Below are 24,487 nucleotides of genomic sequence, written 5' to 3'. Positions count from 1 at the left end.
ACGGCAAGATGTTCCGCGTGCTGGTCGGCTCCTGACCCGCCGCCTCCGCCGATACCGGCTCTGTCCCCGCCGCCTCCGCCGATACCGGCTCCGCCGAGACGGCCTCCTCAGGAACTGCCTCCGCCGATACCGACTCTGCGCCCGCCGCCTCCGCCGAGACCGCCTCCGCCAGAACTGACCCCGCCAGAACTGACCCCGCCGAAACTGACCCCGCCCCCGTCGCACCTGCCGTATTCCGCCCCGCCCCCGGCACGGGCCCCCGCACCGGCAAGGTGACCGTGACCGTCAACCCCGCCCCCGGCCGCGTCCGTATGGACACCTCCCCACCGTGAGCCCGGACCACCCCCTGCACGATGGCGAGACCGAGCCCGCTTCCCGCGCCCCCGCCCGCGCGGAAGAAGCGGTCGAAGGCGCGAGCAGCGTTTTGCTCAGTGAGGCCGGGGCCCTCGTCGGCGACGACCAGCCGCACGGTCTCCGCGTCGCGGGTGACGGACAGGGCGCAGGGGGTGTCCGCGGGCGTGTGGATCCGTACGTTGCCGAGGAGGTTGCCCAGGACCTGGCGCAGCCCGGACTCGTCGGCGCGGACGAGTACCGCTCCCTCGGCGGCCACGGTCACCGGGCGTTCGGGCTGCTGCATGCGCAGGTCGTCCGCGGCGTCGCGGGCGAGGCGGCTCAGGTCGACGTGGCGCAGCCGCAGTTCGGGCCGCTGGTCGAGGCGGGCCAGGGTGAGCAGTTCGTCGACGAGGCGCTGCATGCGGTCGGTCTCGGCGTTCACGCGCTGCCAGGCGCGGGCCCGTTCGCCGGGTTCGCGGAGCATCCCCTTGTCGTAGAGCTGGAGGTAGCCGCGGATCGCGGACAGCGGGGTGCGCAGTTCGTGCGAGGCGTCGGCGACGAAGCGGCGCAGCTGGGCGGCGCTGCGTTCGCGGGTCTCGAAGGCCGATTCGACCTGGTGGAGCATCGAGTTGAGCGCGAGGCGCAGCTGTTCGGTCTCCTGGACGGGCGCGCGGCGCGAGGGCACGCGCCGGGCGAGGTCGCCCTCGGCGATCGCGGACGCCGTCTCCACCATGTCCTCCAGGGGGCGTAGGCGGCGGTGCGAGCTGTACATGGTGGCGACGGCCAGCAGTAGCAACAGCGTGATCCCGGCCGCGAGATCGAACCGCAGGGCCTTGTGCACGCCGGACTGGACGGCGCCGGTGGAGGTCGCCATCAGGATGGTGGTGTCGTCGGCGAGACCGGCTCCGACGAGACGGTACGGGGTGTCGCCGAGCCGCACGTCGTGGACGGCGGTGTCGCGGGCGAGGGCGTCGGGGTCGCCGACGGCGTCGGCGAGTTCGCGCTGGCGGCCGGTCGGCCGGAGCGCCCCGACCGGGACCGGGCGGCCGTCCCGGCCGACGGCGACGAAGACCGAGTCGGAGCGGGGCAGCGCGCCCGCGGGCCCCGCGCCGTCCGGGGACATCTTGTCGAGGGCGATGCCCAACTGGCTGAGCGCCTGGACCTGTTTGAGGGTGATCCCGGTCCGCTGGAGGGAGGTGCGTGAGGCGCGCAGTTCCGCGTCGATGTTGTCGAGGAGGTAGTGGCGCATGCCGATGAGGCTGACCGCGGTGGCCGCGGCGATGCCGAGGGCGAGCAGCAGCACGTTCGCGACGGTCAGCTTGGCCCGCAACGAGTGCGCTCCGCGCCGGCGCCGGTTCACCGGGCCACCCCGGTCACCGCGCGCCCCCGCAACGAGTGCGCCCCGTGCCGCCGCCGCTTCACCGGGTCACCCCGGGCACCGCGCGCCCCCGCAACGAGTGGAGGCTCCCGCGCCGCCGCCGCTTCACCAGGTCACCCCGGGCACCTCGCACCCCCCGCAGCGGCGCTCCGCCCACGCCGGGCGCCCCACTCACCCCGCTCACCAAGCCCACCCCGCTCACCAAGCCCACCCCCATTCACCAAGCCCACCCCGCTCACCAAGCCCACCCCACTCACCACCCCCACCCCGCCCCCCCCTCACATCGCCCCCAACCCGTACCCCACCCCCCGCCGCGTCATGATCAGCGGCGGTCCCAGCGCGTCCAGTTTGCGGCGCAGGTAGCTGATGTAGGTCTCGACGACCGTCGAGCCCGCGGTCGCGGTGGCCGCGTGTTCGTACTGCCAGACATGTCGTAGGAGCTGCTCCTTGGGCACGATCCGGCCCCCGTTGCGGACGAGGAAACGCAGCAGCGCGTACTCCGTGGGCGTCAGCTGCACGGCGCGGCCGGCCCGGTGGACCGTGTACGTCACGTCGTCCAGCTCCAGGTCGCCGTAGGTGAGCGGGGGCCGCTGCGGCAGGACGTCGGCGGGCCGGGTGCGCCGCAGCACGGCGTGCAGCCGGGCCACGACCTCGTCGATGTTGAAGGGCTTGGTGATGTAGTCGTCGCCGAAGCCGAGCGCGCCGACGACCTCGGCCGGGGCGTCCCGTGCGGTCAGGAAGACCAGGGCCAGGTCCGGGCGGCGGGCGCGCAGTTCGCGGCCGAGCGCCCGGCCGTCGCCGTCCGGCAGCATGATGTCGAGCAGCGCCGCGTCCGGGCGGGTCCGCTCGGTCAGGGCGAGGGCCTCGCGCACGGTGCCCGCCGTCATCACGTCGAAGCGGTGGTAGCGCAGGGCGATCGCGAGGACGTCGGCGATGCTCGGCTCGTCCTCGACGACGAGCACCGTCGCGGGGGGTGCGCCGTTGACAGTCATGGGCCGAATTATCCGTGCGCACCCGCGCCGGGGGCCCGCCGGTCTCCTTGGAGTTCCTTGAGAGTCGCGGCCGTACCGGGAGGAACCGGCGGCGGCCGTCGGATGCTGGGACGACGCCCGGGGGACACGGACGCGTCGACAAGGAGCGAGCACGTGACGGCATTGGCACGGTGGTGCTACCGGCACCGCCTGGTGGTCCTGGTGCTGTGGGTGGGGGCGTTGTTGGGCCTCGGGACCGCGGGTACGACGGCGGGCACCGACTACGCGAACGTCTTCTCCCTTCCGGACACCGATTCGAAGACCGCCTACGACCAGTTGGCGCAGGCCTTCCCGGAGCGCTCGGGGGACACGGACACCATCGTCTGGAAGACCGGCGAGGGCTCCGTGCGGGACCGGGCGGTACGGGCCCGGATCGAGCCCGCGCTGAAGGACATCGCCGGGATGAAGGGCGTCGGCGAGGTCGCCGGGCCCTACGGGAGGGCGCCCGGGCAGATCAGTGCGGACGGCACCATCGCCTATGCGCAGGTGACCTTCGCCGAGCAGGCCAACGAGGTCCCGAAGGAGCTGGTGCAGGACGTCGTCGACCGTGCGCGGGCCGCCGCACGGGACGGCTTGCAGGTGGAGGCGGGCGGCCAGGCCGTGACCCGGACGCAGGAGCCGCCGCAGGGCCTGTCCGAGGCGGTCGGGATCGCGGCGGCCGCGGTCGTGCTCTTCCTGGCGTTCGGCTCGCTGTTCGCGATGCTGCTGCCGATCGTCGTCGCGGTGATGGGCGTGGGCACGGGCCTGATGTCGACGGCCCTGCTCAGCCACGTCACGGACGTGCCCGAGGTGGCGCCGCTGCTCGGCTCGCTGATCGGCCTGGGCGTCGGGATCGACTACGCCCTGTTCATCGTCACCCGGCACCGCAAGGGCATCGAACGCGGCCTGGAACCGGAGGAGTCGGCGGTCCAGGCGCTCAACACCTCGGGCCGGGCCGTACTGTTCGCGGGCGGCACCGTCTGCATCGCGCTGGCCGGGATGCTCGTGATGAACATGCGGTTCCTCGACGGCGTCGTCGTCGCCACCTCGCTCACCGTCGTCCTGTCGGTCCTCGCCGCGATCACCCTGCTGCCGGCGCTGCTCGGCCTCCTCGGCCCGCGCGTGCTCAGCCGCCGCCGGCGCCGCAGGCTCGCCGCGCAGGGACCCGAACCGGCCGAGGCGAGCGGGCTCGCGGCGCGCTGGTCGGCGTACGTGCAGAAGCGGCCGCGGACCATCGGGGCGGCGGCCCTCGTCGTCATGCTGGTCCTCGCGATCCCGGTGCTCTCGCTGCGGCTCGGCGCCACCGACCAGGGCAACCACAAGGAGTCGACCACCACCCGGCAGGCCTACGACCTGCTGGCGGAGGGGTTCGGCCCCGGGTTCAACGGGCCGCTGCAAGTGGTGGTGGCGGGCGGCGCCGACGCCTCGGACCTGGTCGCGAGGATCCGTACGACCGAGGGGGTCGCCCAGGTGGCGGCGGCGCCGCCCGCGCACGGGATCTCCGTCGTGCAGGTCGTGCCCACCACCTCGCCGCAGTCGGTCGGGACGGACGAGCTGATCGACCGGCTGCGCGACGACGTGATCCCGCGGGCCGGGGTGGAGGCCCACGTCGGCGGGGTGACGGCGGTGTTCAAGGACTTCGCGGCGGTGACGGGCGAGCGGCTGCCGTATTTCGTCGGCACGATCATCGCGCTCGGATTCCTGCTGCTCCTCGTCGCGTTCCGCTCGCTCGTCGTGCCGCTGACGGCGGCGCTGATGAACCTGATCGCGGCGGCGGCCTCCTTCGGTGTCCTCGTGGCGGTCTTCCAGTGGGGCTGGGGGGCGGAGGCGCTGGGCCTCGGCAAGGAGGGGCCGATCACGGCCTTCCTGCCGGTCATCATGTTGTCCCTGCTCTTCGGGCTCTCCATGGACTACCAGGTGTTCCTGGTGAGCCGGATGCACGAGGAGTGGGTGCACACCCGGGACAACGCGCGGGCCGTGCGCGTCGGCCTCGCCGAGACCAGCCGGGTCATCAACTGCGCGGCTCTGATCATGGTCTGCGTCTTCTCGGCGTTCGTCCTGAGCGGCGACATGGAAGGCGCGATGGCGGGCATCGGGCTCGCGGCGGCGGTCGCCCTGGACGCGTTCGTGCTGCGGACGGCGCTGGTGCCCGCGGCGATGCACCTGCTGGGCCGGGCCAACTGGTGGCTGCCGCGCGGTCTTGACCGCAGGCTGCCGCACCTCGCGGTCGAGCCCCGGGAGACGCCGGCGCCACCGGCCCCGCCGGCCGCGGCCGGGGCGGCGGCGGGCGCGACGGTCGTGCACGGCTTCCTGCGCACCCCGGAAGGCGCGCCGTGGCCCGGCGCCTCGGTCACCCTGATCTCCCAGGGCGGCCGCCAGCTGGACCGCGTCGAGTCCCTGGCCGACGGTTCCTACATCGTGGCGGTGCCGGCCCCCGGCGGCTACACGCTCGCGGTGACGGGCCGCCACCTGCGGTCGGTGGCCCGCCACGTCACGGTCGGCACCGAGCCCCTCGTCCACGACATGGAACTGCGGGAGGAGGCGGGGACGGACGCGGCGGTGCAGTAGGAGCCGGGGCCGAGAGCCGGGGCCGAGAGCCGCGGGCCGAGAGCCGCTGGCCCGCGGGCGGAGGCGGCGGCCGGGGAAGCTACCCCCTCCGCCTGCGCCCCGACGGCCGCGCCCGGCGCCGCAGCGCGAGCAGGCTGCCGCCCGCCAGGGCCGCGACCGCCGCCGAACCGCCCAGGGCCCACCCCTCGTCGTCGGCGACGGGCCCCGGCGCGGCGGTGGCCGCGCCCCGTGTGCCGGGCACGCCGGGTGCGGGGGACGCGGAGCGCTTCGGCTGTTCGCTCAGCGGCGTGACCAGCTCCCCGACCGGGCGCACCGCGTCGCCCGCGGCGAACCCCCAGTCGAGCAGTGCGGCGGTCTCCCGGTAGACCGCCTCGTACCCGGGCGCGGGGTGCATGACGGTGACCAGGAGGGTGCGGCCGCCGCGGGTGGCGGCGCCGGTGAAGGTGTTGCCCGCGTGCGAGGTGTAGCCGTTCTTGACGCCGAGGAGGCCGTCGTACGCGGTGACGCCCTGCCCGGTGAGGAGGCGGTCGGTGTTCTGGATCTGGAACGTCTTGCCGCCGCCCGCGGGGAAGTCGGCGACCTCCGTGCCGCAGTAGCCCCGGAAGTCGGGGTTCTTCAGCCCGGCGCGGGCGAAGAGCGTCAGGTCGTACGCGGACGAGAGCTGACCCGGGTGGTCGAAGCCGTCCGGGCTGACCACGTGCGTGTCGCCGGCCTGGAGGTCCGCCGCCTTGGCCTGCATCGCCGCGACCGTGCGGGCGACGCCGCCGTACATCGAGGCGAGCACGTGCACGGCATCGTTCCCGGAGCGCAGGAAGACGCCCTGCCACAGCTGGTGGACGGTGTACGTGGTCCCGGCCTGGACGCCGACGAGGCTGGAGCCCGCCGGGATCCCGGCCAGGTCGGCGGCGGTCACCCGGTGCCGCAGGTCGTGCGGGAACGCGGGCAGGACGGTGGCGGCGAACAGCATCTTCAGGGTCGAGGCGGGCGGCAGCGCCCGGTGCGCGCCGTACGCGGCGAGTACGTCGCCGGTGTCGTCGTCGGCGACCAGCCACGCCTTCGCGGCGAGTTCCGGCAGCTTGGGCGCTCGCGCGCGGCGGCGGACCTGCACCCCGGACGCGGCGAGCCGTTCACCACCGGGAGCGGCGCCGGACGTGGCAGACGTGGCGGACGTGGCGGAAGCGGCCTGCGCGGGCAGGGCCAGCGCGGCTGCCGTCGCGAGGCCCATGCCGAGGGCGCCGCGGCGGCTGAGGTGCGTGGAGTCGTGGATTCCGGTGGTGCCAGGCATCCCGCGACCGTACCGGCCCAAGCGGGGGTAAAGACCAGAGGGTCCCGACCCCGGCCGGGACCCGCCACGAGGTGACACGGCCACCTCCGGCAGGAACGGGCAGGACCGGGCAGGACGGGGCGGGTCCCGGCAGGGCCGGGCAGGACCAGGCAGGACAGGGCGGGACCCGGCAGGACCGAGCAGGACCCGGCAGGACCGGCAGGGCCCCGCCTGGACCCGCTACGACGTCGTGCGCGTCATCCCCGGCAGGAAGTCGATGAACAGCTCGTGCACCTCCAGGACGAGCGGACGCAGCACCCGGAAGCGGGCCAGCGCCACGCCCCGCGCCGTCAGCCGGGCGCCGCGCTCGGCGAGCCGCCGGCTGCGCTCGCGGCCCTCGGAGCTGTCGAAGACCCAATAGAGCACGAGCCCCATCTGGGACAGCCACATCAGCTCCGGCAGGATCTCCGCCAGTTCGGCCGGGACCTTGGCCTTCGACCCGGCCAGCACCTCGCGGTGCACGGCGATGGAGGACTCCCGGGCCCGCTCCGACTCGGCCGAGAACGGGCTGAGCGGGGAGTCCGGATCGGCCGCGTTCTTGAAGAACTGGGCCGCGAACTCGTGGTACGGCTCGGCGATCTCCAGCCACGTCCGCAGCACCCCGGCGAGCCGGGCCTGCAGATCGGTCTCCGTGTCCAGGACGGACCGGACCGCCGCCTCGTGCTCGGCGGTGATCCGGTCGTAGAACCCCTGGATGAGGTGTTCCTTGCCCCCGAAGTAGTAGTACGCGTTGCCGACGGAGACCCCGGCCTCCTGCGCGATGGCCCGCATCGTCGTCTTGTCGTAGCCCCGCTCCCGGAACAGCCGCATCGCCGTCTCCAGGATCAGCGCCCGCGTCTGCTCGCTCTTGACGCCCTTGGCCTCCGTCTTGTCTGTAGCCACGCCCCGAGCCTAATCGGCCACCTGGCAGCCACGGTCACAGGCGGCGCCCCCCGCCCCGCGGCTCGCGCTGACCGTGCCGGGCCGCACGTAGTACCAGCCGTCCTTCGCGTCGTACGTCCACCCGTCCGCTCGCCGGTACGCCCCGCCGCCCGCCTGCCGCCCCTGGTGCCGTTCGCGGTACTTGGCGGCGCCGAGCACCACCTGCTTGGCGACCTTCATGCCCGCGGGGGTGGCCATCCGGTGCGCGGTGGCGCGGTACTCGCGCAGCGCCCACATGCACACGACCCACGCGGCGGACCCGCGGTAGAGCTGGCCGCCGTCCCCGAGGACGGTGATGTCGCTGAGCGTGGCGGTGTGGTCGAGCGCCGGGAAGCGGCGCCGCGCCTCGTCGGAGCCGGCGGGGACGAACTCCAGCGGCACCAGCTGCCGCTGCCGGCCCAGCCAGCCGCGCGCGAAGGCGCACAGCGGGCACTCGGCGTCGTACAGCACGGTGAGCCGGCGGACCGGGACGTCCCCCCGGGCGTCCCGGTCCGTCTCCCCCGTGGCTCCCACCGCTGTCACGCTCCGGCCACCGGAGCGGCCCACCCCTGCGGCGGGACCGGCGGCTGCTGCTCGCGCTCCATGACGCCGCGCCGCCGGATCTTGTTGAGGACGTAGACGTTGCCCAGGTGCATCACGCCGAGGACGAGCAGCACCACGCCGAGCTTGGTCGACAGGGCTTCGAAGACCCCGCGGGCGTTGTCGATGGTCCCGTCGCCGCTCAGGTAGAGCGCGACGAAGCCGAGGTTCACCAGGTAGAAGCCGACCACCAGGAGGTGGTTGACGGCGTCGGCCAGCTTCTCGTTCCCGTGCAGCACGTCGGAGAGGAAGACCCTTCCGTTACGGCTCAGGGTGCGTGCCACCCAGACGGTCAGCCCGATGCTGACGACGAGGTAGACGACGTAGGCGACAACTGTGAGGTCCATGCCCCACCCTCCTTGAACGCGTTCAAAAACGCTGACAGGAGTGACAGTAGACCTGTTTTTGAACACGTTCAAGCTCGGGTCGTCGTACGTGACGGGGGTCTCACGAGAGGGGAGCCGGGCGGGAGCCGGAGGGCTCAATTCCGGGCAAGCTCCGGGCGCTTGAGGTAGTCGGTGAATCCGAGGACGTTGCCCCACGGGTCCGCGATCTCGACGACGTACCCGGTGGAGGTGGAGAAGGGCGGGTCGAGCGGGGCGATGCCCGCCGCCTCAAGCGAGCGGGCCACGGCGCGCGCGTCGGGCACCTCCAGCCAGAGGCGCGGCGCGGGCCACGGCGGCGGACGGTGGCCGTAGCCGTCCTCGGCGCGCAGGAGGAGGCCGGGTGTCTCCTTGCCGACCGCGAGCAGCGCGATCCCGGCCTCGTCCAGGCGGAACTTCACGGGCAGGCCCACGCGCTCGTAGAAGGCGACGGCCTCGGGCAGGTCGCCGACGGGGAGCAGGGCGTTGTCGAAGCCGAGAGTGTCAAGGGCTAGTGACATACCGTCAGATTAGCCATGAATCGTCCCGATCGCGGCGCAAGCGGTCAGCGGTGAATCCGTGGCGCCCCGGTCACCGCCATCATCAGGCAGTACAGCGAGGTGGTCGCGGTGAGGAACATGAGGTTGTTCTTGGGCCCGCCGAACGCGATGTTGGCGACGGGCTCGGGCGTCAGGAGCCGCCCGATCAGGGTGCCGTCCGGGTCGTAGCAGTGCACGCCACCGTCCATGGCCGCCACCCACAGACGCCCTTGGTCGTCGAAGCGGATGTTGTCGAACCGGCCGAGCCCCTGCGCCATCTCGGCGAACACCTTTCCGTCGGAGAGGGTGCCGTCCTCCTGGACGTCGTGGACGCGCAGCACGCCCGCGCGCGTGTCGGACACGTACAACTGGCGCTCGTCGAGTGAGAAGACCAGCCCGTTCGGCGCCCCGAGCCCGTCGGCGACGCGCCGCACCTCACCGCTGTGGGGGTCGACGCGGTAGACGTTGTTGGCGCCGATCTCGGACTCGGCGCGGAACCCCTCGTAGTCGCTCGTGATCCCGAAGTCCGGGTCGGAGAACCACACCGAGCCGTCCGAACGCACCACCGCGTCGTTCGGGCTGTTCAGCCGCTTGCCCTCCCAGCGGTCGGCGAGCACGGTGAGCCGGCCGTCGTGCTCGGTGCGCGTCACGCGCCGGTTGCCCTGCTCGCAGCTGACGAGCCGGCCCTCGCGGTCCAGGGTGTTGCCGTTGACGTGCCCGGCGGGGGAGCGGAAGACACTGACGGCGCCGCTCGTCTCGTCCCAGCGCAGCAGGCGGTCGTTGGGGATGTCGCTCCAGATGAGCTGACGCCAGGCGGGCAGGTAGAGCGGCCCCTCGACCCAGCGGCCGCCGGAGTGCAGGATCTGCATGCGGTCGTCGCCACTGGCGCACCGGCCGGTGCGGAAACGCTCGTCGAGGATCTCGTACGAGACGGGAACGGTCGGCGTGGACATGGGTCATCCTCCGGAAGCTGTCGGGAACCGGAGGCCATCCTGTCCGGGCCGGGCGGCGGGCGCATGTCAATTGTCGGTGGCGGCCCGTAGCGTCCTCGCATGGCAACGGTGACGTGCGCCGACGAGACGACATCAGGGGGCAGGGGCACGGCCTTCGGGCTGGAGGTCGCCGAAGAGCGGCTCACCGCGGCTCGCGATCGCCGACCGGTGCAGGATCGAGGGCCGGTTCCTGCATCGTCCCGAAGTCGTCCACCGGCGGCGCCGGTGCCACCGCGGGGACCGGCTACCTGCCCTTCGAGGGCGACCGCACCCAGGCCCTCGTGCTCAGCAAGGGCCGTGGGCCCCGCTCCTCGAAAGGAGCGGGGCCCACGGAACAGGCACGACCCGAAGGTCAGTAGCGGCGCGTGATCAGGGCGCGCTTCACTTCCTGGATCGCCTTGGTGACCTCGATGCCACGCGGGCAGGCGTCCGTGCAGTTGAACGTGGTGCGGCAGCGCCACACGCCGTCACGGTCGTTGAGGATCTCCAGGCGCTGCTCCCCGGCCTCGTCGCGCGAGTCGAAGATGAAGCGGTGCGCGTTGACGATGGCGGCCGGACCGAAGTACTGGCCGTCGTTCCAGAACACCGGGCACGACGACGTGCACGCCGCGCACAGGATGCACTTGGTGGTGTCGTCGAAGCGCTCGCGGTCCTCGGCGGACTGCAGGCGCTCGCGCGTCGGCTCGTTGCCCGTCGTGACGAGGAACGGCATGACGTCGCGGTACGCCTGGAAGAACGGGTCCATGTCCACGACCAGGTCCTTCAGGACCGTCAGGCCCTTGATGGCCTCGACCGTGATCGGCTTCTGCGGGTTGATGTCCTTGATGAGCGTCTTACAGGCAAGGCGGTTCTTGCCGTTGATGCGCATCGCGTCGGACCCGCAGATGCCGTGCGCGCAGGAGCGGCGGAAGGTCAGCGACCCGTCCTGCTCCCACTTGATCTTGTGGAGGGCGTCGAGGACGCGCTCCTTCGGGTCGATCTCCAGCTGGAAGTCGACCCAGCTCGCCTCCGCCGAGACCTCCGGGTTGTACCGGCGGATCCGGAAGGTGACGGTGATGTACGGGGAGTCGGCGAACCCGGGCTCGGCCGTGCCGGCCGCCTCCGCCTTGTCCATGATCGGGGTTGCCATCAGTACTTACGCTCCATCGGCTGGTAGCGGGTCTGGACGACCGGCTTGTAGTCCAGACGGATGGACTCGGAGCCGTCGTCGCCGACCTCGCGGTACGCCATGGTGTGGCGCATGAAGTTGACGTCGTCGCGGTTCGGGAAGTCCTCGCGGTAGTGGCCGCCGCGGGACTCCTTGCGGGCCAGCGCGGAGGTCGCCATGACCTCGGCCAGGTCGAGCAGGTTGCCCAGCTCGATGGCCTCCAGGAGGTCGGTGTTGAACCGCTTGCCCTTGTCCTGGATCGAGACGTTGAGGTAACGCTCGCGCAGCTCGGCGATCTTCTCGACCGCCGTCTTGATCGTCTGCTCGGTGCGGAACACCATCACGTTGGCGTCCATGCACTCCTGCAGCTCGTTGCGGAGCACCGCGACGCGCTCGGTGCCCGTCGCGTTGCGCAGCCGCTCGACCTGGGCCTCGACCAGCGACGCCGGGTTCTCGGGCAGCTCCAGGAACTTAGCCGTGTGCGCGTACTCGGCGGCGGCGATGCCGGCGCGGCGCCCGAACACGTTGATGTCGAGCAGCGAGTTCGTGCCGAGGCGGTTGGCGCCGTGGACGGAGACGCAGGCGACCTCGCCGGCGGCGTACAGGCCCGGGACGACGGTGGTGTTGTCCGCGAGGACCTCACCCTCGACGTTGGTCGGGATGCCGCCCATGGCGTAGTGCGCGGTCGGCTGGATCGGGATCGGGTCCGTGTAGGGCTCGATGCCGAGGTAGGTCCGCGCGAACTCGGTGATGTCCGGGAGCTTGGCGTCGAGCTGCTCCGGCGGCAGGTGCGTGAGGTCGAGGTAGACGTGGTCGCCCTCGGGACCGCAGCCGCGGCCCTCACGGATCTCCGTGTAGATGGAGCGGGACACGACGTCACGGGACGCGAGGTCCTTCATGACCGGCGCGTACTTCTCCATGAAGCGCTCGCCGTCCTTGTTGCGCAGGATGCCGCCCTCACCGCGGGCGCCCTCCGTCAGCAGGATGCCCATGCGCCAGATGCCGGTCGGGTGGAACTGGAAGAACTCCATGTCCTCCAGCGGGATCCCGCGCCGGTAGCAGGCGGCCTGGCCGTCGCCGGTCAGGGTGTGCGCGTTCGACGTCACCTTGAAGAACTTGCCGGTGCCGCCGGAGGCGTAGATGACCGACTTGGCCTGGAAGACGTGGATCTCGCCGGTCGCCAGCTCGTAGGCGACGACACCGGCGGACTTCTTGACGCCGTCCTCCTCGACGATGAGCTGGTCCAGGACGTAGAACTCGTTGAAGAACTCCACGCCCTCCTTGACGCAGTTCTGGTAGAGCGTCTGGAGGATCATGTGGCCCGTGCGGTCCGCGGCGTAGCAGGACCGGCGCACCGGCGCCTCGCCGTGGTTACGGGAGTGGCCGCCGAAGCGGCGCTGGTCGATGGTGCCGTCCGGGGTGCGGTTGAACGGCAGGCCCATCTTCTCCAGGTCGAGGACCGAGTCGATGGCCTCCTTCGCCAGGATCTCGGCGGCGTCCTGGTCGACCAGGTAGTCGCCGCCCTTGATCGTGTCGAAGGTGTGCCACTCCCAGTTGTCCTCCTCCACGTTGGCCAGCGCGGCGGCCATGCCGCCCTGCGCGGCGCCCGTGTGGGAGCGGGTGGGGTAGAGCTTGGTCAGCACCGCGGTGCGGCTGCGCTTGGTCGACTCGATGGCCGCGCGCATGCCCGCGCCACCGGCGCCGACGATGACGGTGTCGTACTTGTGAATCTTCACGGGTTCGCTCGCCTCGGCTTTAACGGATGTTCGGGTCGAAGGTGAAGATCACCAGCGTGCCGAGGAGGACAGTGAAGACTGTCGCGGCATAAAGGAGACCCTTCAACCACAGGCGGGTCTGGGGGCGCTCGGCGTAGTCGTTGATGACCGTGCGCAGGCCGTTGGCGCCGTGCAGCATCGCGAGCCAGAGCATCAGCAGGTCCCAGCCCTGCCAGAACGGGGACGCCCAGCGGCCCGCGACGAACGCGAAGCCGATCTTGGAGACGCCGCCGTCGAGGACGAGCTGGATCAGCAGGTGGCCGAGGACGAGGACGACCAGGACGACGCCGGACAGCCGCATGAACAGCCAGGCGATCATCTCGAAGTTGCCGCGGCTGCCCTTGCCGGTCTTCGAGGTGCGCTTGCGCGGCGCCTCGATGAACGGGGCCGGGTTGTCGGCGCTGTAGAGCGGGGCGCCCTCGACGGGCCCGACGCCGGACGTGCCGTCCGTCTTGGTGAGGGTGGTGTCAGACATGTCTGGCCTCAGCTCCCGAAGAGTTCACGGACGGCGTGGCCGAGGACGGGGTAGAGCGCCCCGACCATCAGGACGAGCCAGATGCCCACGACGGTCCAGAGCATCTGCTTCTGGAAGCGGGGGCCCTTCGACCAGAAGTCGACGGCGATGACCCGCAGGCCGTTGAGCGCGTGGAAGAGGATGGCAGCGACGAGGCCGTACTCAAGGAGCGCGACGATCGGCGTCTTGTAGGTGGAAACGACGTCGTCGTACGACTCGGGGGAGACGCGGACGAGAGCGGTGTCCAGGACGTGTACGAACAGGAAGAAGAAAATGAGGACACCGGTGACTCGATGAGCCACCCACGACCACATGCCTTCCCGGCCGCGGTACAGCGTTCCAGCCGGCACGGAAGAACCCTCCGGGAGCGGGGACTGAGGGCCGCGCCGGCTTCACTGTCGGTCGGGCCCGGCCGGGTACGGTCCACCGGCCGCTCGTCATCGTATCGACGAGTTGTCGGCTCGTTCGCGCGGGGGCCCTCCGGTGTGATCAAACAGGCAATCAAACAGGCACGTACGGGCTATCGCCCACGCTTTCCTCCCGCGCGGCGCCCGGCGTCCCGGTGCGCGCGGCCGGCAGCGCGCGGACGAACCGGGCGATCCGGCCCCGGGCGAGTCGGCGCAGCTCCTCGGCGGCGACGACGCGCTCCTCCTCCCGGTCGTTGCCGAGGCGGTCGCGCAGCGCGCTGAGCAGATGGTCGAGCTCCTCGCCGGGGGCGGCGTCGTCCAGGCAGATCACGAAGGAGTGGCCGAAGCGGCTCTCGTAGGCGCTGTGCGCCGCGGCGAGCGCGGTGTGCGCCGCCGAGGCCGCCGAGCATGCTGCCGCGCCCGGCAGCCTCGGCAGCTCCTCGCGGGCCAGGGCCTCGGTGACGGCGGCGGGGGTGAGGTCGTACGCCGCCTCGTCGGCCGCGGCGAGCAGCGAGTCCAGGTCCGGGTAGGGGCGGTGCGCGGCGAGCCGGCGCGCCCAGGGGCGGCTGGCGCAGCAGGTGTACAGCGCGTCCTCGGCGGCGGCCTGCGCGAGTCCGTTGAAGTGGGCGAGCCCGCCGGGCGATCCGGCCGTCGCCGCCGGTATGGGCCGGCGGCCGGGGACGTGAAGGGCGCGGGGCGCGGACAGCGGGTGCCTCCGGCGGGACGGGTTGGGAGCGTGGGGCGTGCGTGGGGCGTGCGTGTGGGGCGCGTGTTTGTGCCGTAACGCTATCCGTGGCTGATTGCGGGTGTCCGACGGATGCGCGAATTTCACCCGGACGGGAGGGTTTGGCTTCGCGGGGTGGACCGCGACGCCTCTCGCGCCGTGGAGGCGTTCTCCGCCGGCGGGTGCCGACGCGTCGCGGCCGATCGCGCGGTTCCCCGCGCGCCCGGGGGGTGGCGGTTACGGTCGGCGGGGACGTGATCGTGAGCGGAGGCGCGTGTGGAGCGGGATCGGAAGGCGCTGTTGGCCGGGGGCGCGGTCGTCGTGGCGGGGGCCGTGGTGGCCGCGGTCGTGCTGTGGCCGGACGGGGACGACGGCTCCTCGGGCCAGGCCCCCTCGGACGGCAGGACCGGTGCCTCGAAGGTGTCCCCGTCCCCGTCGCCGAGCCGCTCGTACCCGATGTCCACGCCGCCGAGGACCATCCCGGCGGTGCGTGACTTCACGCCCGCGCGCGGCCCCGGCTGGAGACCCGGCGGCGGCCGGGTCGTCGTCCGGGACGAGGGCCTCGCGGACGAGGGGCGGCTGATCGCCGGGGAACTGGGGCTGCGCTACGGCGGCGAGGACGCCGAGGCGGGCCCCGGCGATGTCGAACTGGCGCTCGGCGGGGCGCGCCGCGCGGACCAGGAGTCGTACCGGATGACCGTCCGGGACGGGCGCGTGCGCATCGTCGGACCGGGCGAGGCGGGTGTCTTCTACGGCACGCGCACCCTGAAGCAGGAGGCGCACGGCGGCGCCACCGTGCCCGAGGGCGTCGTCGCGGACCAGCCGGCGAAGCCGCAGCGCGGGTTCATGATCGACATCGCCCGCAAGCACTTCACCTTCGACTGGATCAAGGACCGGATCAGGGAGATCGGGGACCTGAAGTTCAACCAGCTGGGGCTGCACTTCTCCGACGACCAGTCCTTCCGGATCGAGTCCGACTCGCACCCCGAGGTCGTCTCCGCTGAGCACCTGACCAAGGCGCAGGTCAGGGAGATCCTCGCGCTGGCCGCCGAGCGGCACGTGGCGGTCGTGCCCGAACTCGACTCGCCGGGCCACCTCGGCGCCGTCATCGACGCCCACCCCGACCTCCAGCTGCGCGACGTGAACGGCGCCGCGCGGCGCGGCACCGTCGACATCTCCGACCCCGGCTCCGCGAAGATCGTGGACGATCTGCTGAAGGAGTACGCGGGCCTGTTCAAGGGCGCGTACTGGCACCTGGGCGCCGACGAGTACCAGGCGCTGACGGTCAAGGACCCGGAGGCCTCCTACCCGCAGCTCGCCGCCGCGGCGCGCAAGGCGCACGGGTCCGGCGCGCGCGTGCAGGACCTCGCGCAGTCCTGGCTGAACGACCGGGCCAAGACGATGGCCCCCTACGACCGGAAGCTGAAGGCCTGGAACGACGGGTTCTACACGGGCGGCAAGATCGAGGCCGACAAGAACCTGGAAGTCGCTTACTGGACCGGCAAGGAGATCGGGGCCCGCGAACCCGTCTCGTACCTGAGCGCCGGACGGAAGGTGACCAACTACAACGACGAGTTCCTCTACTACGTCCTCGGCCAGCCCAACACCTTCACCTACCCGACCGGCAAGCGCATCTACGAGAGCTGGACGCCGCTCGTCCTGCGCGGCACCTCGCCGGTGCCCGCCAAGTACGACGGCCAGATCCTCGGCGGCACCTTCGCCGTCTGGTGCGACCTCGCGCAGGCGCAGACCGAGGCCCAGGTCGCGCAGGGCGTGCGGATGCCGCTGCGGGCGACCGCGCAGAAGCTGTGGGATCCGGGCAAGCCCGAGCCGACGTGGCCGCAGTTCGTCGAGCTGGCGGGCCGCTTGTCTTCCTGACCTGCGGTGACGGGTGGACAGCGGGGCTTGGCGGGCCGTAAGGTCCGCTGGCCGCGCGACCGGGGGGTCGCACCATCCGCGGCGTCGGCCAGGGAGGGTGCGCAGCCGTGCTGTGCAAGAGATGCGGGAAGAACAACGCGCTCGTCGAGGACGGGTTGTGCGCGCGCTGCGCGGACGCGGCGTTCGGGAGCCTGACGCCCGCGCCGGGCGCCGGGGAGGCCGGCCAGGAGCAGCTGCCGCCGCTGCCGCCGCCGTTGCCGTCCGCGCCGTACGATCCCGCGGCCCGGTGGGCCCTGCTGCGGTCGCCCGACCGGCTCGCCGGCCTCGCCATGGCGCTGCTCGGCCTCGTCATCGCGGTCGACCTGGCGGCCATGGCGGCCGGGTTCGCCGAGTACCGGTTCGTGGCCGACCTCGCGGGAGGCGACTGGTCCGGGTACGACGAGGCGAAGGCGGAGCGCCTCGACGACCTCTACGTCTGGGCCGGCCGGGCCCAGACGGCCGCCCTGGTGGTCACGGCGATCGGGTTCCTCGCCTGGTTCCTGCGCGTCCGCGACAACGCCCACGTCCTCGCGCCGCTCGGACAGAGCAAGACGCGCGTCTGGGCCGTCCTCGGCTTCTTCGTGCCCGTCGTCTCCTTCTGGTTCCCGCGCCGGATCGCCCTCGACACCTGGCACGCCAGTGCCGGCGGCCCCGAGCTCGACCGTGCGCGGGCGAGCTCGGGCCCGGTGGAGCTGTGGTGGTTCCTCTGGCTGGCGAACCAGTTCCTGGGCCGGCTCGTGGGCAGGTACTACGAGCGGGCCGAGAGCCTCTCCGCGATCAGGTCGGCGACCGCGTGGGTGATGGCCGGTGACGCGCTGGACATCGTGAGCGCCGTCGCCGCGATCCTCTTCGTCCGCTCCCTGACCCGGTTGCAGAACGGGCGGGTCGCCGCCGGCTCCCACCTCGTCACGACCGCCGGGTGACCGGCGTCCGCGGGTGGCCGACGGCCCTGCGGCTGTGGTCTATTCGGGCCCGGCCGCGAAGAGGACCGGGGACGGGGGTACGGAGATGGGTTACTGGGGCTATTACGTGGTGGCCAGGAGCGAGCGTCCGCTGAGCGAGTTCGACGCGCTCGGCGGGGTGCGCGAGGAGCTCATGCTGCTGGAGGAGCGGGCCGGGGACTGGCAGGTGTGGGAGTGCTCCGGCGGCGGCGACCGGCCGCGCGCCATGGGCAGCATGAACGCCCTCGCGGCGCAGACGGGCGCGCCCGCCCTGTTCGCGTACGTCATGGACAGCAGATGCGTGGTGATCGAGGCGGCGGCGCCGGAGGGCGGCGCGTGGGCGACCTGCATGGGGCGCGCCGCCACGGCCGCGTTCCTCGGCGGTGACGAGCGGAGCCTTGAGGACTACTTCCTGCCGGCGCGGGACGCGGCGGAGCGGGCCGTCGTCTGGGCCGCGGAGGGCGGACGGACGGTGGCGGCGAAGCCGCTGGCCGACGTGCTGGCGGCACCGGCCGAACCGTCGGCGGAGGAGCTGTTCTTCCGCTTCCTCGACCGGCTCGGCGTGGTGGCGCGGTGAGCCGCTGACGCGCCCGCACGAAGGCGTGGTGCCGGAGCCGAAGGGGCCGTGGGGGCCGGTGGCCCCCACGGCCCCTTCGCGTCGAACCGTGCCGCTACGGCGCCAGGTTGGTGCCCAGGCGGGCCCCGGCCGGGGTGCCGAGTGCCGCCTTGTCGAAGGTCGTGGCCGAGGTCAGACCGAGACCCGAGGAGTTGCTCGGCACGTACATCAGTGCGCCGTCGGACGCGTTCTCGCCCGCCGTGCCGATGACCAGGTCGGCGCGGCCGAAGCCGGAGAAGTCACCGAGGGCGACGGCCGTACCGAGGTTGTCGTTCGTCTCGGTCGCGCCCGGGATGCCCTCGGTGTCCTGCGAGATGGCGGTCGAACCGGTGCCGGTCGGCCCGGACGACGTGCCCTTCAGGAGCAGGGACGTGCCCGCGTTGGACTGGTTCGTGGTGCGGGTGATGTCCTCGTACGGGGCGCCGGCCAGGATGTCCGCGTAACCGTCGAGGTCGTAGTCGCCGACCGTGACCGACCAGCCCATCGCGTCGCCGTCCTCGCCCCCGCCGGGCACGCCCTCGGTGTCCTGGCTGATGGACTTGGCGCCCGTCGCGGTCAGGCCGGTGCCCGCCACGCCCTTGACGAAGGTGACCTGGCCGCCCACGGTCGAGCCGGACTCGGCCACGTAGGGCTGGCCGATGGCGATGTCGTCGACGCCGTCGCCGTTGATGTCGCCCGCGGCGACGGAGCGGCCGCCCTTGACGGTCAGCGTGGCCGCCTCGCGCAGGCCGCCGGAGCCGCCCTTGTACCAGGTGACGCGGCCGATGCCGGTCTCGTCGCGGTAGTTGAGGGCGACGTCGGCGTACCCGTCCAGGTTGAAGTCGCCGGCCGCGGCGTCCGCGTAGGACAGGTCCCCCTCGCTGCCGGTGATGGTCGAGTCGCTCTCCCAGCCGTCGCCGTAGCGGGCCATCCAGGTGCCGCCGAGGCCGGTGGAGGCGGCGAACACGTCGGCCGTGCCGTCCGCGTTGAAGTCGCCGACCGCCACGGCCGAGCCGAAGCGGGCGCCGGTCAGGGAGTAGCTCGCGTCCATGTTGATGCCGACGCCGGTGGTGAAGCCCGGTCCGTACACGACGGTGGCCGCGCCCCGGTCCGTGTGGCCCGAGGTGTCGTCCTCGCCGGGCTGGCCGACGACGAGGTCGGTGTACCCGTCGCCGTTGATGTCACCGGTCGCGGTGGCCGCGCCGAACTCGTCGCCGGTCTCGCCCGCGCCGGGCACGTCCCCGGCCTGCGAGACGACCTTCTTGCCGGTGGCGGTCGGGCCGTCCGAGGTGCCGGGGACGACGACGACCTGGCCGCCGCCCGCGCCCTTGGGCACGCCGGTGACGAGGTCGGGGGTGGCGTCGCCCGTCACGTCCTGCGAGACCAGGGCGTGCGAGATGCCCGGGGTCGCGGCGAGCGTGCGGATGCGGGAGAGCTTCGGGTACAGGTTGGCGCCCGGGCACAGCGTGGCGTTGGTGTCCTTGTGGCCGAAGACGCGGGGCAGCGTGATGGTCTTGCCCAGAGGGACCTTGTTGCCGTCGACGTTCAGGTCGCCGTTGGACGTCAGGGTGACGTTGCTGGTGGCCACGATGCCGTACTGGCCGAACTTCCAGGCCGCCACGCGGGCGATCGCGTCGAGCGCGGCCTTGGTGGGCTTGGCCGACTCGAAGTTGCCGATGTAGGAGATGCCGACGGTGTCGGTGTTGAAGCCGTAGTCGTGGGCGCCGTGCACCGGCAGGTCCATGCCGCCGGTGCGGCCCTCGAAGATCTGGCCGCAGCGGTCGACGACGAAGTTGTAGCCGATGTCGTAGTAGCCCTTGGAGACGTGGTCCTGCTGGATCTCGCGCAGCCGCTCGGCGGACTTGGCGCACGGGACCTGGTTGTCCGCGTCGACACCGGTGTGGTGGACGACGGCGGCCTTGATCTCCGTGTCGTAGCTCGGCGTCCCGTCGTGGCTGAGGCCGGGGCCCCAGACCGACTGCGGGATGATGTCCGGCTTGACGACCGTCGACGGCAGCGGCTCGGGGGCCGTCTCGGTCGCCGAGGGCGACGGGACCGGGGACTGCGAGCCCGGGCCGGTGGTCGTGGGGGCGCCGGAGGGCTCCGGGTCGGCGGGCGGGGTGCTCTGCTCCGGCGACGGCGAGACGCTCTGCTGCGGCGACGGGGTGCCGGACGGCTCGTCCGCGCCGGCCGCGGCCGACCGGGCGAGCTGCGCGGCGGTGGGCCCGGTCCCCGGGTCGATCAGCTTGACGTCCATGCCGGCGGGCAGCCCGGAGGCGGTGCCGTCGGCGGCGACCACCCGGACCTCGACACCGTCGGAGGCATGCTCGGTCGGCACCGACGCGGTGCCGCCCCGGACCGCGGCGTGCGCGCGCTCGGCGCCGTCCGCGTCGTTCGTCTCCGCGGGCAGGGCCGTCCAGCCGGTCCACTTCCCGCTCGCGGCGTCCCGCGCCCGGAACTCGGCCTTGCCGTCGATCTCGGCGGCCGGGTCCTTCCACGTCACGGAGACGGCGCCGAACGTCTTGGTGGAGCTGCGCTGCACCACCTTGCGGTCGTGCTCCGTCTCCATCCGCACCGTGTGGACCGCGGCGGCACGGTGCGCGGTGCCCTGTGCCGGGACGCCCTGCTCGGCGGCGACGGCGTACGTCACGGTCCCGGCGCCGCTGAGCACGACCGCCCCGACCGTGAGCATCGCCCTGCGCCGGAGACCGAGCGGCTGGTACGCGTGCGAAGTGCGCGCGCTCTGCGCCTTGCCGCGCGAATGTCGCGGGCTCAAATACCCCACCCCTTGATGAAGTTGGCAAAGATCCCGCGTGAACCGCGGGTAGATGTTCTGCTCAGCCAAAGACCATCGGCAAACGTCTCACGTTGCACAGTTGTGTCGTACATCACTTTGGTAGCGGGGACGTCGGCGGGGGTGGCTGAACCGACGGGAGCGGGGCACCCGGCGGTCGTGCCGCCCCGTGATCGGCCGCGGGGGGCGTGAACGCCCGCCGTGCCTGTGACGTTTCCGCGGGCGGGAGCGCTGATCGGCATGGAACCCGTCCGCGGACGTGGAGCGTCGGGCACGTCGTACGAAGAGGGAAGCGGTTGGGCCAGGGAGCGGAGCCCCGTCGTCCGCGGCTGCGCGACGAGGAGCTGGGCGCGGCCGTCGCGCGGGCCCAAGAGGGCGACGAGGCCGCCTTCGCCGCGGCCTACCGCATGGTCCACCCGGGCCTTGTCGGCTATCTGCGCGGACTCGTCGGCGACCGTGCGGAGGGCGTCGCCGCCGACGCCTGGCGGGAGATCGCCGCGGACCTGGAGCAATTCCGCGGTGACGGGGCCCGGTTCCGCGGCTGGACGGCGACCGTCGCGCGGCGCCACGCGCTCGCTCTGCCGGGGCCCGCCGGGGTGTCCGGGCCGCGTGCCCGCGCCGGGCAGGAGCCGGCGTCCTCGTCCACCGCACGTGCACTGGAACTCATCGGCGAACTCCCGTGCGAGCAGCGGGAAGCCGTGCTGCTGCGGGCCGTCGTCGGGCTCGACGATCCGGCCGCGGCACGGGTCCTCGGCACGGCTCCTGAGGCCGTGAGCGCGGCGGCCCGGGAGGGATTGCGGTGGCTCGCGCGCCAGTTGGGCACGCAGGCGCCGGAAGGCGGGGCGGGCGAGGGCGGGCCCGACGGGCCGGGGGAGCGGGGCATGGCGGGGTGAGCGGGGGGAGTTGAGGTGAGCCGGGGGAGCCGAGGTGGCGGGGGGCCGGGGTGAGCTGAGGGCGTTGAGGTGAGCCGGGGCGCAGGGGCGCCGGGGTGAGCGGGGAATCGGGGTGAGCCGGCGGCTCAGTGGGCCGCGGAGGGGCTGTATCAGGCGGCCGTGAACAGACGGGACGGCCGAGGTCGCCACCCCCCACAGGAGAGACCCCGGCCGCCGCGCGGTACGGGTCGCGAGCGGCCCGTACTCTCCTCAGCGCCGCCGGTGCGTTTTCTGTCACACCCCGCCGGGCGACCCACTAGTTGCGTCTTGTACAAACATGGACGCGGGGGTGTTTCAGGCCGTAGCGTGCTGATTCGCGCCGGAAGCGCACACCGTCATACGGGCTACGGGCTACGGGCTAGGGGCTGCGAGCTACGGGCAAGGGCTTCACCACCGGGGCAGGGCAGGGACAGGGAGTGCTGGGGGACGACGCGGAGCTGACCGCCGCGGTGCTTGCGGCACAGGACGGGGACGAGACCGCGTTCCGGACTGTGTACCGCGCCGTGCACCCACGGCTGCTCGGATACATACGCACGCTCGTCGGCGACGCGGACGCCGAGGACGTCGCCTCCGAGGCGTGGTTGCAGATAGCCCGGGACCTCACGCGCTTCGAGGGCGACGCCGACCGGTTCCGCGGCTGGGCCGCCCGCATCGCCCGCAACCGCGCCCTGGACCACATCCGGATGCGGGGGCGCCGCCCCGCCATCGGCGGCGACGAGAGCGAACTCGCCGGCAGGCCCGCGCTCTGCGACACCGCCGACGAGGCGCTGGAGTCCCTCGCCACCGGCACCGCCCTGCACCTGATCTCCCAGCTCCCGCAGGACCAGGCCGAGGCCGTCGTGCTGCGCGTCGTCGTCGGGCTCGACGCGAAGAGCGCCGCGCAGACCCTCGGCAAGCGGCCGGGAGCCGTCCGCACCGCCGCCCACCGCGGGCTGCGCCGCCTCGCCGAACTGCTCGGCGCGGACCCCGAGTCCGCCGGTTCCCTCGACGCCGTACCGCCGCCGCGGCACCCCCGTACCCGTGCGGTGACGTCCGCCACTGTGACGCAATCGCCTACGTGGACGCAGAAGGACATGTGATGGCCGACGAGCACGACCAGTGGCTGGACCGCGACGCGGCGGAGCGCCTGCTGCGCGGAGAGCCATTGCCGGCCGTCGACGACGACGACGCCCGGCGCGCCGGGCGGCTGCTGGCCACCTTCGACGCGCTGGCCGCGCTCCCGGCCGGTCCGGAGGGTGAACTGCCGGGCGAGGAAGCCGCGTTGAAGGCGTTCCGGGAGGTCCGCGCGGTCGGTGCGGTGGACGACGCGGTCGGGCGTGGCGCGCTCGCCGCGGGCCGGGCCCGCCGTGCGGCCCGGCGCGAGGTCCGCCCGCACGCCGGCGACGGTGTGTTCACCGGGGGCGGCGCGTTCGGTGCGGGCGGCGCGCCGAGCCTCGGTGGCCCTGACGGCGGGGTCGATCGTGCCGCCCGTGGCGACGGCTCGGGCCACCCCGACCAGACCTTCCACATCGGCGGCGGACGCTCCGGCGGGACCGGGCGCCGCGCTGTCGCGTCCGGCGCGCCCGGAGCGGCCGCGGGACCGGGGGGCTCCGGCGGCGGGGCCGGCCCGCGCTGGGGGCGCCCGGTGCGGTTCGGGCTGGCCGCCGCGCTCGCCGCCTGCATGGTCGGCGGGGTCGCCGTCGCCGCCGGGACCGGGATGCTGCCCGCCCCGTTCGGCGGCCGGGACGAGCCCGCGCCCGCCGCTTCCGTGTCCGGCGTGGCCAGCCCCGACCGGCCGCTCGTGACGCCGTCCCCGGACGGTTCGGGCCGCGCCGAGGTGCTGCCCGACGGTTCGGCGACCCCCGAGGCGCCCGGTGCGCCGAGCGCCGCCGTCACCGGCGACGGGCGGCCGGAGAGCAAGCGGACGACCCGCGCGCCCGCCCCCGGCGCCACCGAGACCGGCGAGACGTCCGACGGGCCGCGCCGCCGGCTGGCCGAGGCCTGCCGGCGGTACCGCGGTGGCGAACTGAGCGCCGACGAACGGCGACGGCTGCGCGGCTCCGTGCGGAAGAACGGCCGCGACGCGGGCGACATCAGCCGGTTCTGCGACCGCCTCCTCACCCGGTCCGGCGGACCCGGTGGATCCGGCGCGTCCGGTGGGTCCGGTGGGTCAGGCAAGTCCGGGGGATCGGCAGGCTCGGCCGGATCCGGTGAGCACGGCGGGTCCGACGAGGGCGACGGCTCCTACCACCCGGACGGCGCGTACGGCCTCAGCGGCCCGGACGGCCGCGACGGCGACGATGACGACGACTCCGACCACGGTGGTTCCGGGAGCGGTGGCCATGGACAGGGCGGTGGCCACGGACAAGGCGGTGGCCACGCTGGCGGCGGGTCGGGCGGTGGCCACGGTCGCGGCGGGTCGGGCGACGGCGGCCATGGCAAAGGCGCACCGAGCGGCGGGGGCCACGGCCGTGGCGGTTCCGGCAGCGTCAGCACGAGGAGCGTCAGCAACGGCAGCGGCGGCCTCGGCACCAGCACCAGCACCGGCACCAGCACCGGCACCGGCACCGGCACCGGCGGCACCGGGCACGGCCACGGTGGTTCCGGCAGCCGCGGCCACCACGGAGCCGGCGGCAGTGGCGGCGACCACCGAGGCGGCGGCAGCGCCGGCGACCGCCCCTGACCCCCTCTGATGACCCGCTCTGACCTGCACAGACGTGAAACGTCAGCAGGGTTGCGCAACAGGTGTGACATTT

Annotated in this window: 20 protein-coding genes and 1 pseudogene; 7 read left to right on the top strand and 14 right to left on the bottom strand. The window is 73.1% G+C overall.

Annotated elements, in window-relative coordinates; genetic code table 11:
* Window positions 1-259 precede the first annotated feature (259 nt).
* Window positions 260-1,693: pseudogene (locus ACIBW6_RS12395) on the bottom strand (ATP-binding protein); the annotation flags it as partial.
* 296 nt (window positions 1,694-1,989) lie between these two features.
* Window positions 1,990-2,703 (bottom strand): response regulator transcription factor, encoded by a 714-nt coding sequence (locus ACIBW6_RS12390; protein ID WP_399059191.1) that lies wholly within the window; start codon window positions 2,701-2,703, stop codon window positions 1,990-1,992.
* 162 nt (window positions 2,704-2,865) lie between these two features.
* Here ACIBW6_RS12390 and ACIBW6_RS12385 point away from each other — a divergent pair, with 162 nt between their 5' ends.
* A complete protein-coding gene (locus ACIBW6_RS12385) occupies window positions 2,866-5,289 on the top strand; it encodes an MMPL family transporter (protein WP_399059297.1) in 2,424 nt (807 codons plus the stop codon).
* A gap of 79 nt (window positions 5,290-5,368) precedes the next feature.
* On the opposite strand, the gene ACIBW6_RS12380 is transcribed toward ACIBW6_RS12385, so the two are convergent.
* The 11 genes from ACIBW6_RS12380 to ACIBW6_RS12330 all read right to left on the bottom strand — a co-directional run bounded on the left by ACIBW6_RS12380 (window position 5,369) and on the right by ACIBW6_RS12330 (window position 14,681).
* Window positions 5,369-6,574 carry a D-alanyl-D-alanine carboxypeptidase family protein gene (locus tag ACIBW6_RS12380; RefSeq protein WP_399059190.1) on the bottom strand — a complete coding sequence of 402 codons (1,206 nt, stop codon included), beginning with the start codon at window positions 6,572-6,574 and terminating at the stop codon, window positions 5,369-5,371.
* A gap of 219 nt (window positions 6,575-6,793) precedes the next feature.
* The gene (locus tag ACIBW6_RS12375; RefSeq protein WP_399059296.1) at window positions 6,794-7,423 is read right to left on the bottom strand and encodes a TetR family transcriptional regulator; all 630 of its coding nucleotides are present in this window, start codon (window positions 7,421-7,423) and stop codon (window positions 6,794-6,796) included.
* Window positions 7,424-7,504: 81 nt separating this feature from the next.
* Window positions 7,505-8,056, bottom strand: coding sequence for a thiol-disulfide oxidoreductase DCC family protein (locus ACIBW6_RS12370; protein ID WP_399059189.1), 552 nt, complete (start codon window positions 8,054-8,056; stop codon window positions 7,505-7,507).
* Window positions 8,053-8,460: a hypothetical protein gene (locus ACIBW6_RS12365; RefSeq protein WP_399059188.1), complete on the bottom strand. Its 408-nt coding sequence runs from the start codon at window positions 8,458-8,460 to the stop codon at window positions 8,053-8,055. Before ACIBW6_RS12365 ends, ACIBW6_RS12370 begins: the two co-directional genes overlap by 4 nt.
* A gap of 134 nt (window positions 8,461-8,594) precedes the next feature.
* Window positions 8,595-8,996, bottom strand: coding sequence for a VOC family protein (locus ACIBW6_RS12360; protein WP_399059187.1), 402 nt, complete (start codon window positions 8,994-8,996; stop codon window positions 8,595-8,597).
* A 44-nt stretch (window positions 8,997-9,040) separates the two neighbouring features.
* Complete coding sequence (locus ACIBW6_RS12355) at window positions 9,041-9,967, bottom strand: SMP-30/gluconolactonase/LRE family protein (RefSeq protein ID WP_399059186.1); 927 nt, start codon at window positions 9,965-9,967, stop codon at window positions 9,041-9,043.
* Between the two features lie 391 nt (window positions 9,968-10,358).
* Window positions 10,359-11,135: a succinate dehydrogenase iron-sulfur subunit gene (locus ACIBW6_RS12350; protein WP_399059185.1), complete on the bottom strand. Its 777-nt coding sequence runs from the start codon at window positions 11,133-11,135 to the stop codon at window positions 10,359-10,361.
* Window positions 11,135-12,889, bottom strand: coding sequence for a succinate dehydrogenase flavoprotein subunit (sdhA, locus tag ACIBW6_RS12345; protein ID WP_399059183.1), 1,755 nt, complete (start codon window positions 12,887-12,889; stop codon window positions 11,135-11,137). Before sdhA ends, ACIBW6_RS12350 begins: the two co-directional genes overlap by 1 nt.
* Before the next feature lie 19 nt (window positions 12,890-12,908).
* On the bottom strand, window positions 12,909-13,403 hold the full coding sequence (locus tag ACIBW6_RS12340; RefSeq protein ID WP_399059181.1) for a succinate dehydrogenase hydrophobic membrane anchor subunit: 495 nt from the start codon (window positions 13,401-13,403) through the stop codon (window positions 12,909-12,911).
* Between the two features lie 8 nt (window positions 13,404-13,411).
* Window positions 13,412-13,792, bottom strand: a complete 381-nt coding sequence (gene sdhC, locus ACIBW6_RS12335) for a succinate dehydrogenase, cytochrome b556 subunit (protein WP_399059180.1) — start codon at window positions 13,790-13,792, stop codon at window positions 13,412-13,414.
* A 151-nt stretch (window positions 13,793-13,943) separates the two neighbouring features.
* Window positions 13,944-14,681 carry a 2-oxo-4-hydroxy-4-carboxy-5-ureidoimidazoline decarboxylase gene (locus ACIBW6_RS12330; protein WP_399059179.1) on the bottom strand — a complete coding sequence of 246 codons (738 nt, stop codon included), beginning with the start codon at window positions 14,679-14,681 and terminating at the stop codon, window positions 13,944-13,946.
* A 168-nt stretch (window positions 14,682-14,849) separates the two neighbouring features.
* On the opposite strand from ACIBW6_RS12330, the gene ACIBW6_RS12325 reads away from it, so the two are divergent.
* The 3 genes from ACIBW6_RS12325 to ACIBW6_RS12315 all read left to right on the top strand — a co-directional run bounded on the left by ACIBW6_RS12325 (window position 14,850) and on the right by ACIBW6_RS12315 (window position 18,008).
* Complete coding sequence (locus ACIBW6_RS12325; protein ID WP_399059178.1) at window positions 14,850-16,451, top strand: glycoside hydrolase family 20 protein; 1,602 nt, start codon at window positions 14,850-14,852, stop codon at window positions 16,449-16,451.
* Window positions 16,452-16,558: 107 nt separating this feature from the next.
* Complete coding sequence (locus tag ACIBW6_RS12320; protein ID WP_399059177.1) at window positions 16,559-17,413, top strand: DUF4328 domain-containing protein; 855 nt, start codon at window positions 16,559-16,561, stop codon at window positions 17,411-17,413.
* An 85-nt stretch (window positions 17,414-17,498) separates the two neighbouring features.
* Entirely contained in the window at window positions 17,499-18,008 is a 510-nt protein-coding gene (locus ACIBW6_RS12315) for a hypothetical protein (protein WP_399059176.1), read from the top strand.
* A 94-nt stretch (window positions 18,009-18,102) separates the two neighbouring features.
* Here ACIBW6_RS12315 and ACIBW6_RS12310 read toward each other — a convergent pair whose 3' ends face one another.
* Window positions 18,103-20,802 carry an FG-GAP-like repeat-containing protein gene (locus tag ACIBW6_RS12310; protein ID WP_399059175.1) on the bottom strand — a complete coding sequence of 900 codons (2,700 nt, stop codon included), beginning with the start codon at window positions 20,800-20,802 and terminating at the stop codon, window positions 18,103-18,105.
* A gap of 314 nt (window positions 20,803-21,116) precedes the next feature.
* Here ACIBW6_RS12310 and ACIBW6_RS12305 point away from each other — a divergent pair, with 314 nt between their 5' ends.
* The 3 genes from ACIBW6_RS12305 to ACIBW6_RS12295 all read left to right on the top strand — a co-directional run bounded on the left by ACIBW6_RS12305 (window position 21,117) and on the right by ACIBW6_RS12295 (window position 24,414).
* On the top strand, window positions 21,117-21,713 hold the full coding sequence (locus tag ACIBW6_RS12305; protein WP_399059174.1) for an RNA polymerase sigma factor: 597 nt from the start codon (window positions 21,117-21,119) through the stop codon (window positions 21,711-21,713).
* A gap of 455 nt (window positions 21,714-22,168) precedes the next feature.
* Complete coding sequence (locus ACIBW6_RS12300; protein WP_399059173.1) at window positions 22,169-22,831, top strand: RNA polymerase sigma factor; 663 nt, start codon at window positions 22,169-22,171, stop codon at window positions 22,829-22,831.
* Complete coding sequence (locus ACIBW6_RS12295; protein ID WP_399059172.1) at window positions 22,831-24,414, top strand: hypothetical protein; 1,584 nt, start codon at window positions 22,831-22,833, stop codon at window positions 24,412-24,414. The genes ACIBW6_RS12300 and ACIBW6_RS12295 overlap by 1 nt, the downstream gene beginning before the upstream one ends.
* The last annotated feature ends 73 nt before the right edge of the window (window positions 24,415-24,487 follow it).

Source organism: Streptomyces sp. NPDC049813, from assembly GCF_044465085.1.
GTDB lineage: Bacteria > Actinomycetota > Actinomycetes > Streptomycetales > Streptomycetaceae > Streptomyces.
The sequence above is the reverse complement of the archived record's forward strand: the minus strand, read 5'-3'. Positions and strand labels throughout refer to the sequence as shown.

Excerpts from the sequence above, each read along its gene's own strand:
- ACIBW6_RS12350 (WP_399059185.1), bottom strand. The coding sequence starts at position 11,135 with ATGGCAACCCCGATCATGGACAAGGCGGAGGCGGCCGGCACGGCCGAG.
- ACIBW6_RS12365 (WP_399059188.1), bottom strand. The coding sequence starts at position 8,460 with ATGGACCTCACAGTTGTCGCCTACGTCGTCTACCTCGTCGTCAGCATC.
- ACIBW6_RS12340 (WP_399059181.1), bottom strand. The coding sequence starts at position 13,403 with ATGTCTGACACCACCCTCACCAAGACGGACGGCACGTCCGGCGTCGGG.
- ACIBW6_RS12295 (WP_399059172.1), top strand. The coding sequence starts at position 22,831 with ATGGCCGACGAGCACGACCAGTGGCTGGACCGCGACGCGGCGGAGCGC.
- ACIBW6_RS12315 (WP_399059176.1), top strand. The coding sequence starts at position 17,499 with ATGGGTTACTGGGGCTATTACGTGGTGGCCAGGAGCGAGCGTCCGCTG.
- ACIBW6_RS12360 (WP_399059187.1), bottom strand. The coding sequence starts at position 8,996 with ATGTCACTAGCCCTTGACACTCTCGGCTTCGACAACGCCCTGCTCCCC.
- ACIBW6_RS12375 (WP_399059296.1), bottom strand. The coding sequence starts at position 7,423 with ATGCGGCTGTTCCGGGAGCGGGGCTACGACAAGACGACGATGCGGGCC.
- ACIBW6_RS12355 (WP_399059186.1), bottom strand. The coding sequence starts at position 9,967 with ATGTCCACGCCGACCGTTCCCGTCTCGTACGAGATCCTCGACGAGCGT.
- ACIBW6_RS12380 (WP_399059190.1), bottom strand. The coding sequence starts at position 6,574 with ATGCCTGGCACCACCGGAATCCACGACTCCACGCACCTCAGCCGCCGC.
- ACIBW6_RS12390 (WP_399059191.1), bottom strand. The coding sequence starts at position 2,703 with ATGACTGTCAACGGCGCACCCCCCGCGACGGTGCTCGTCGTCGAGGAC.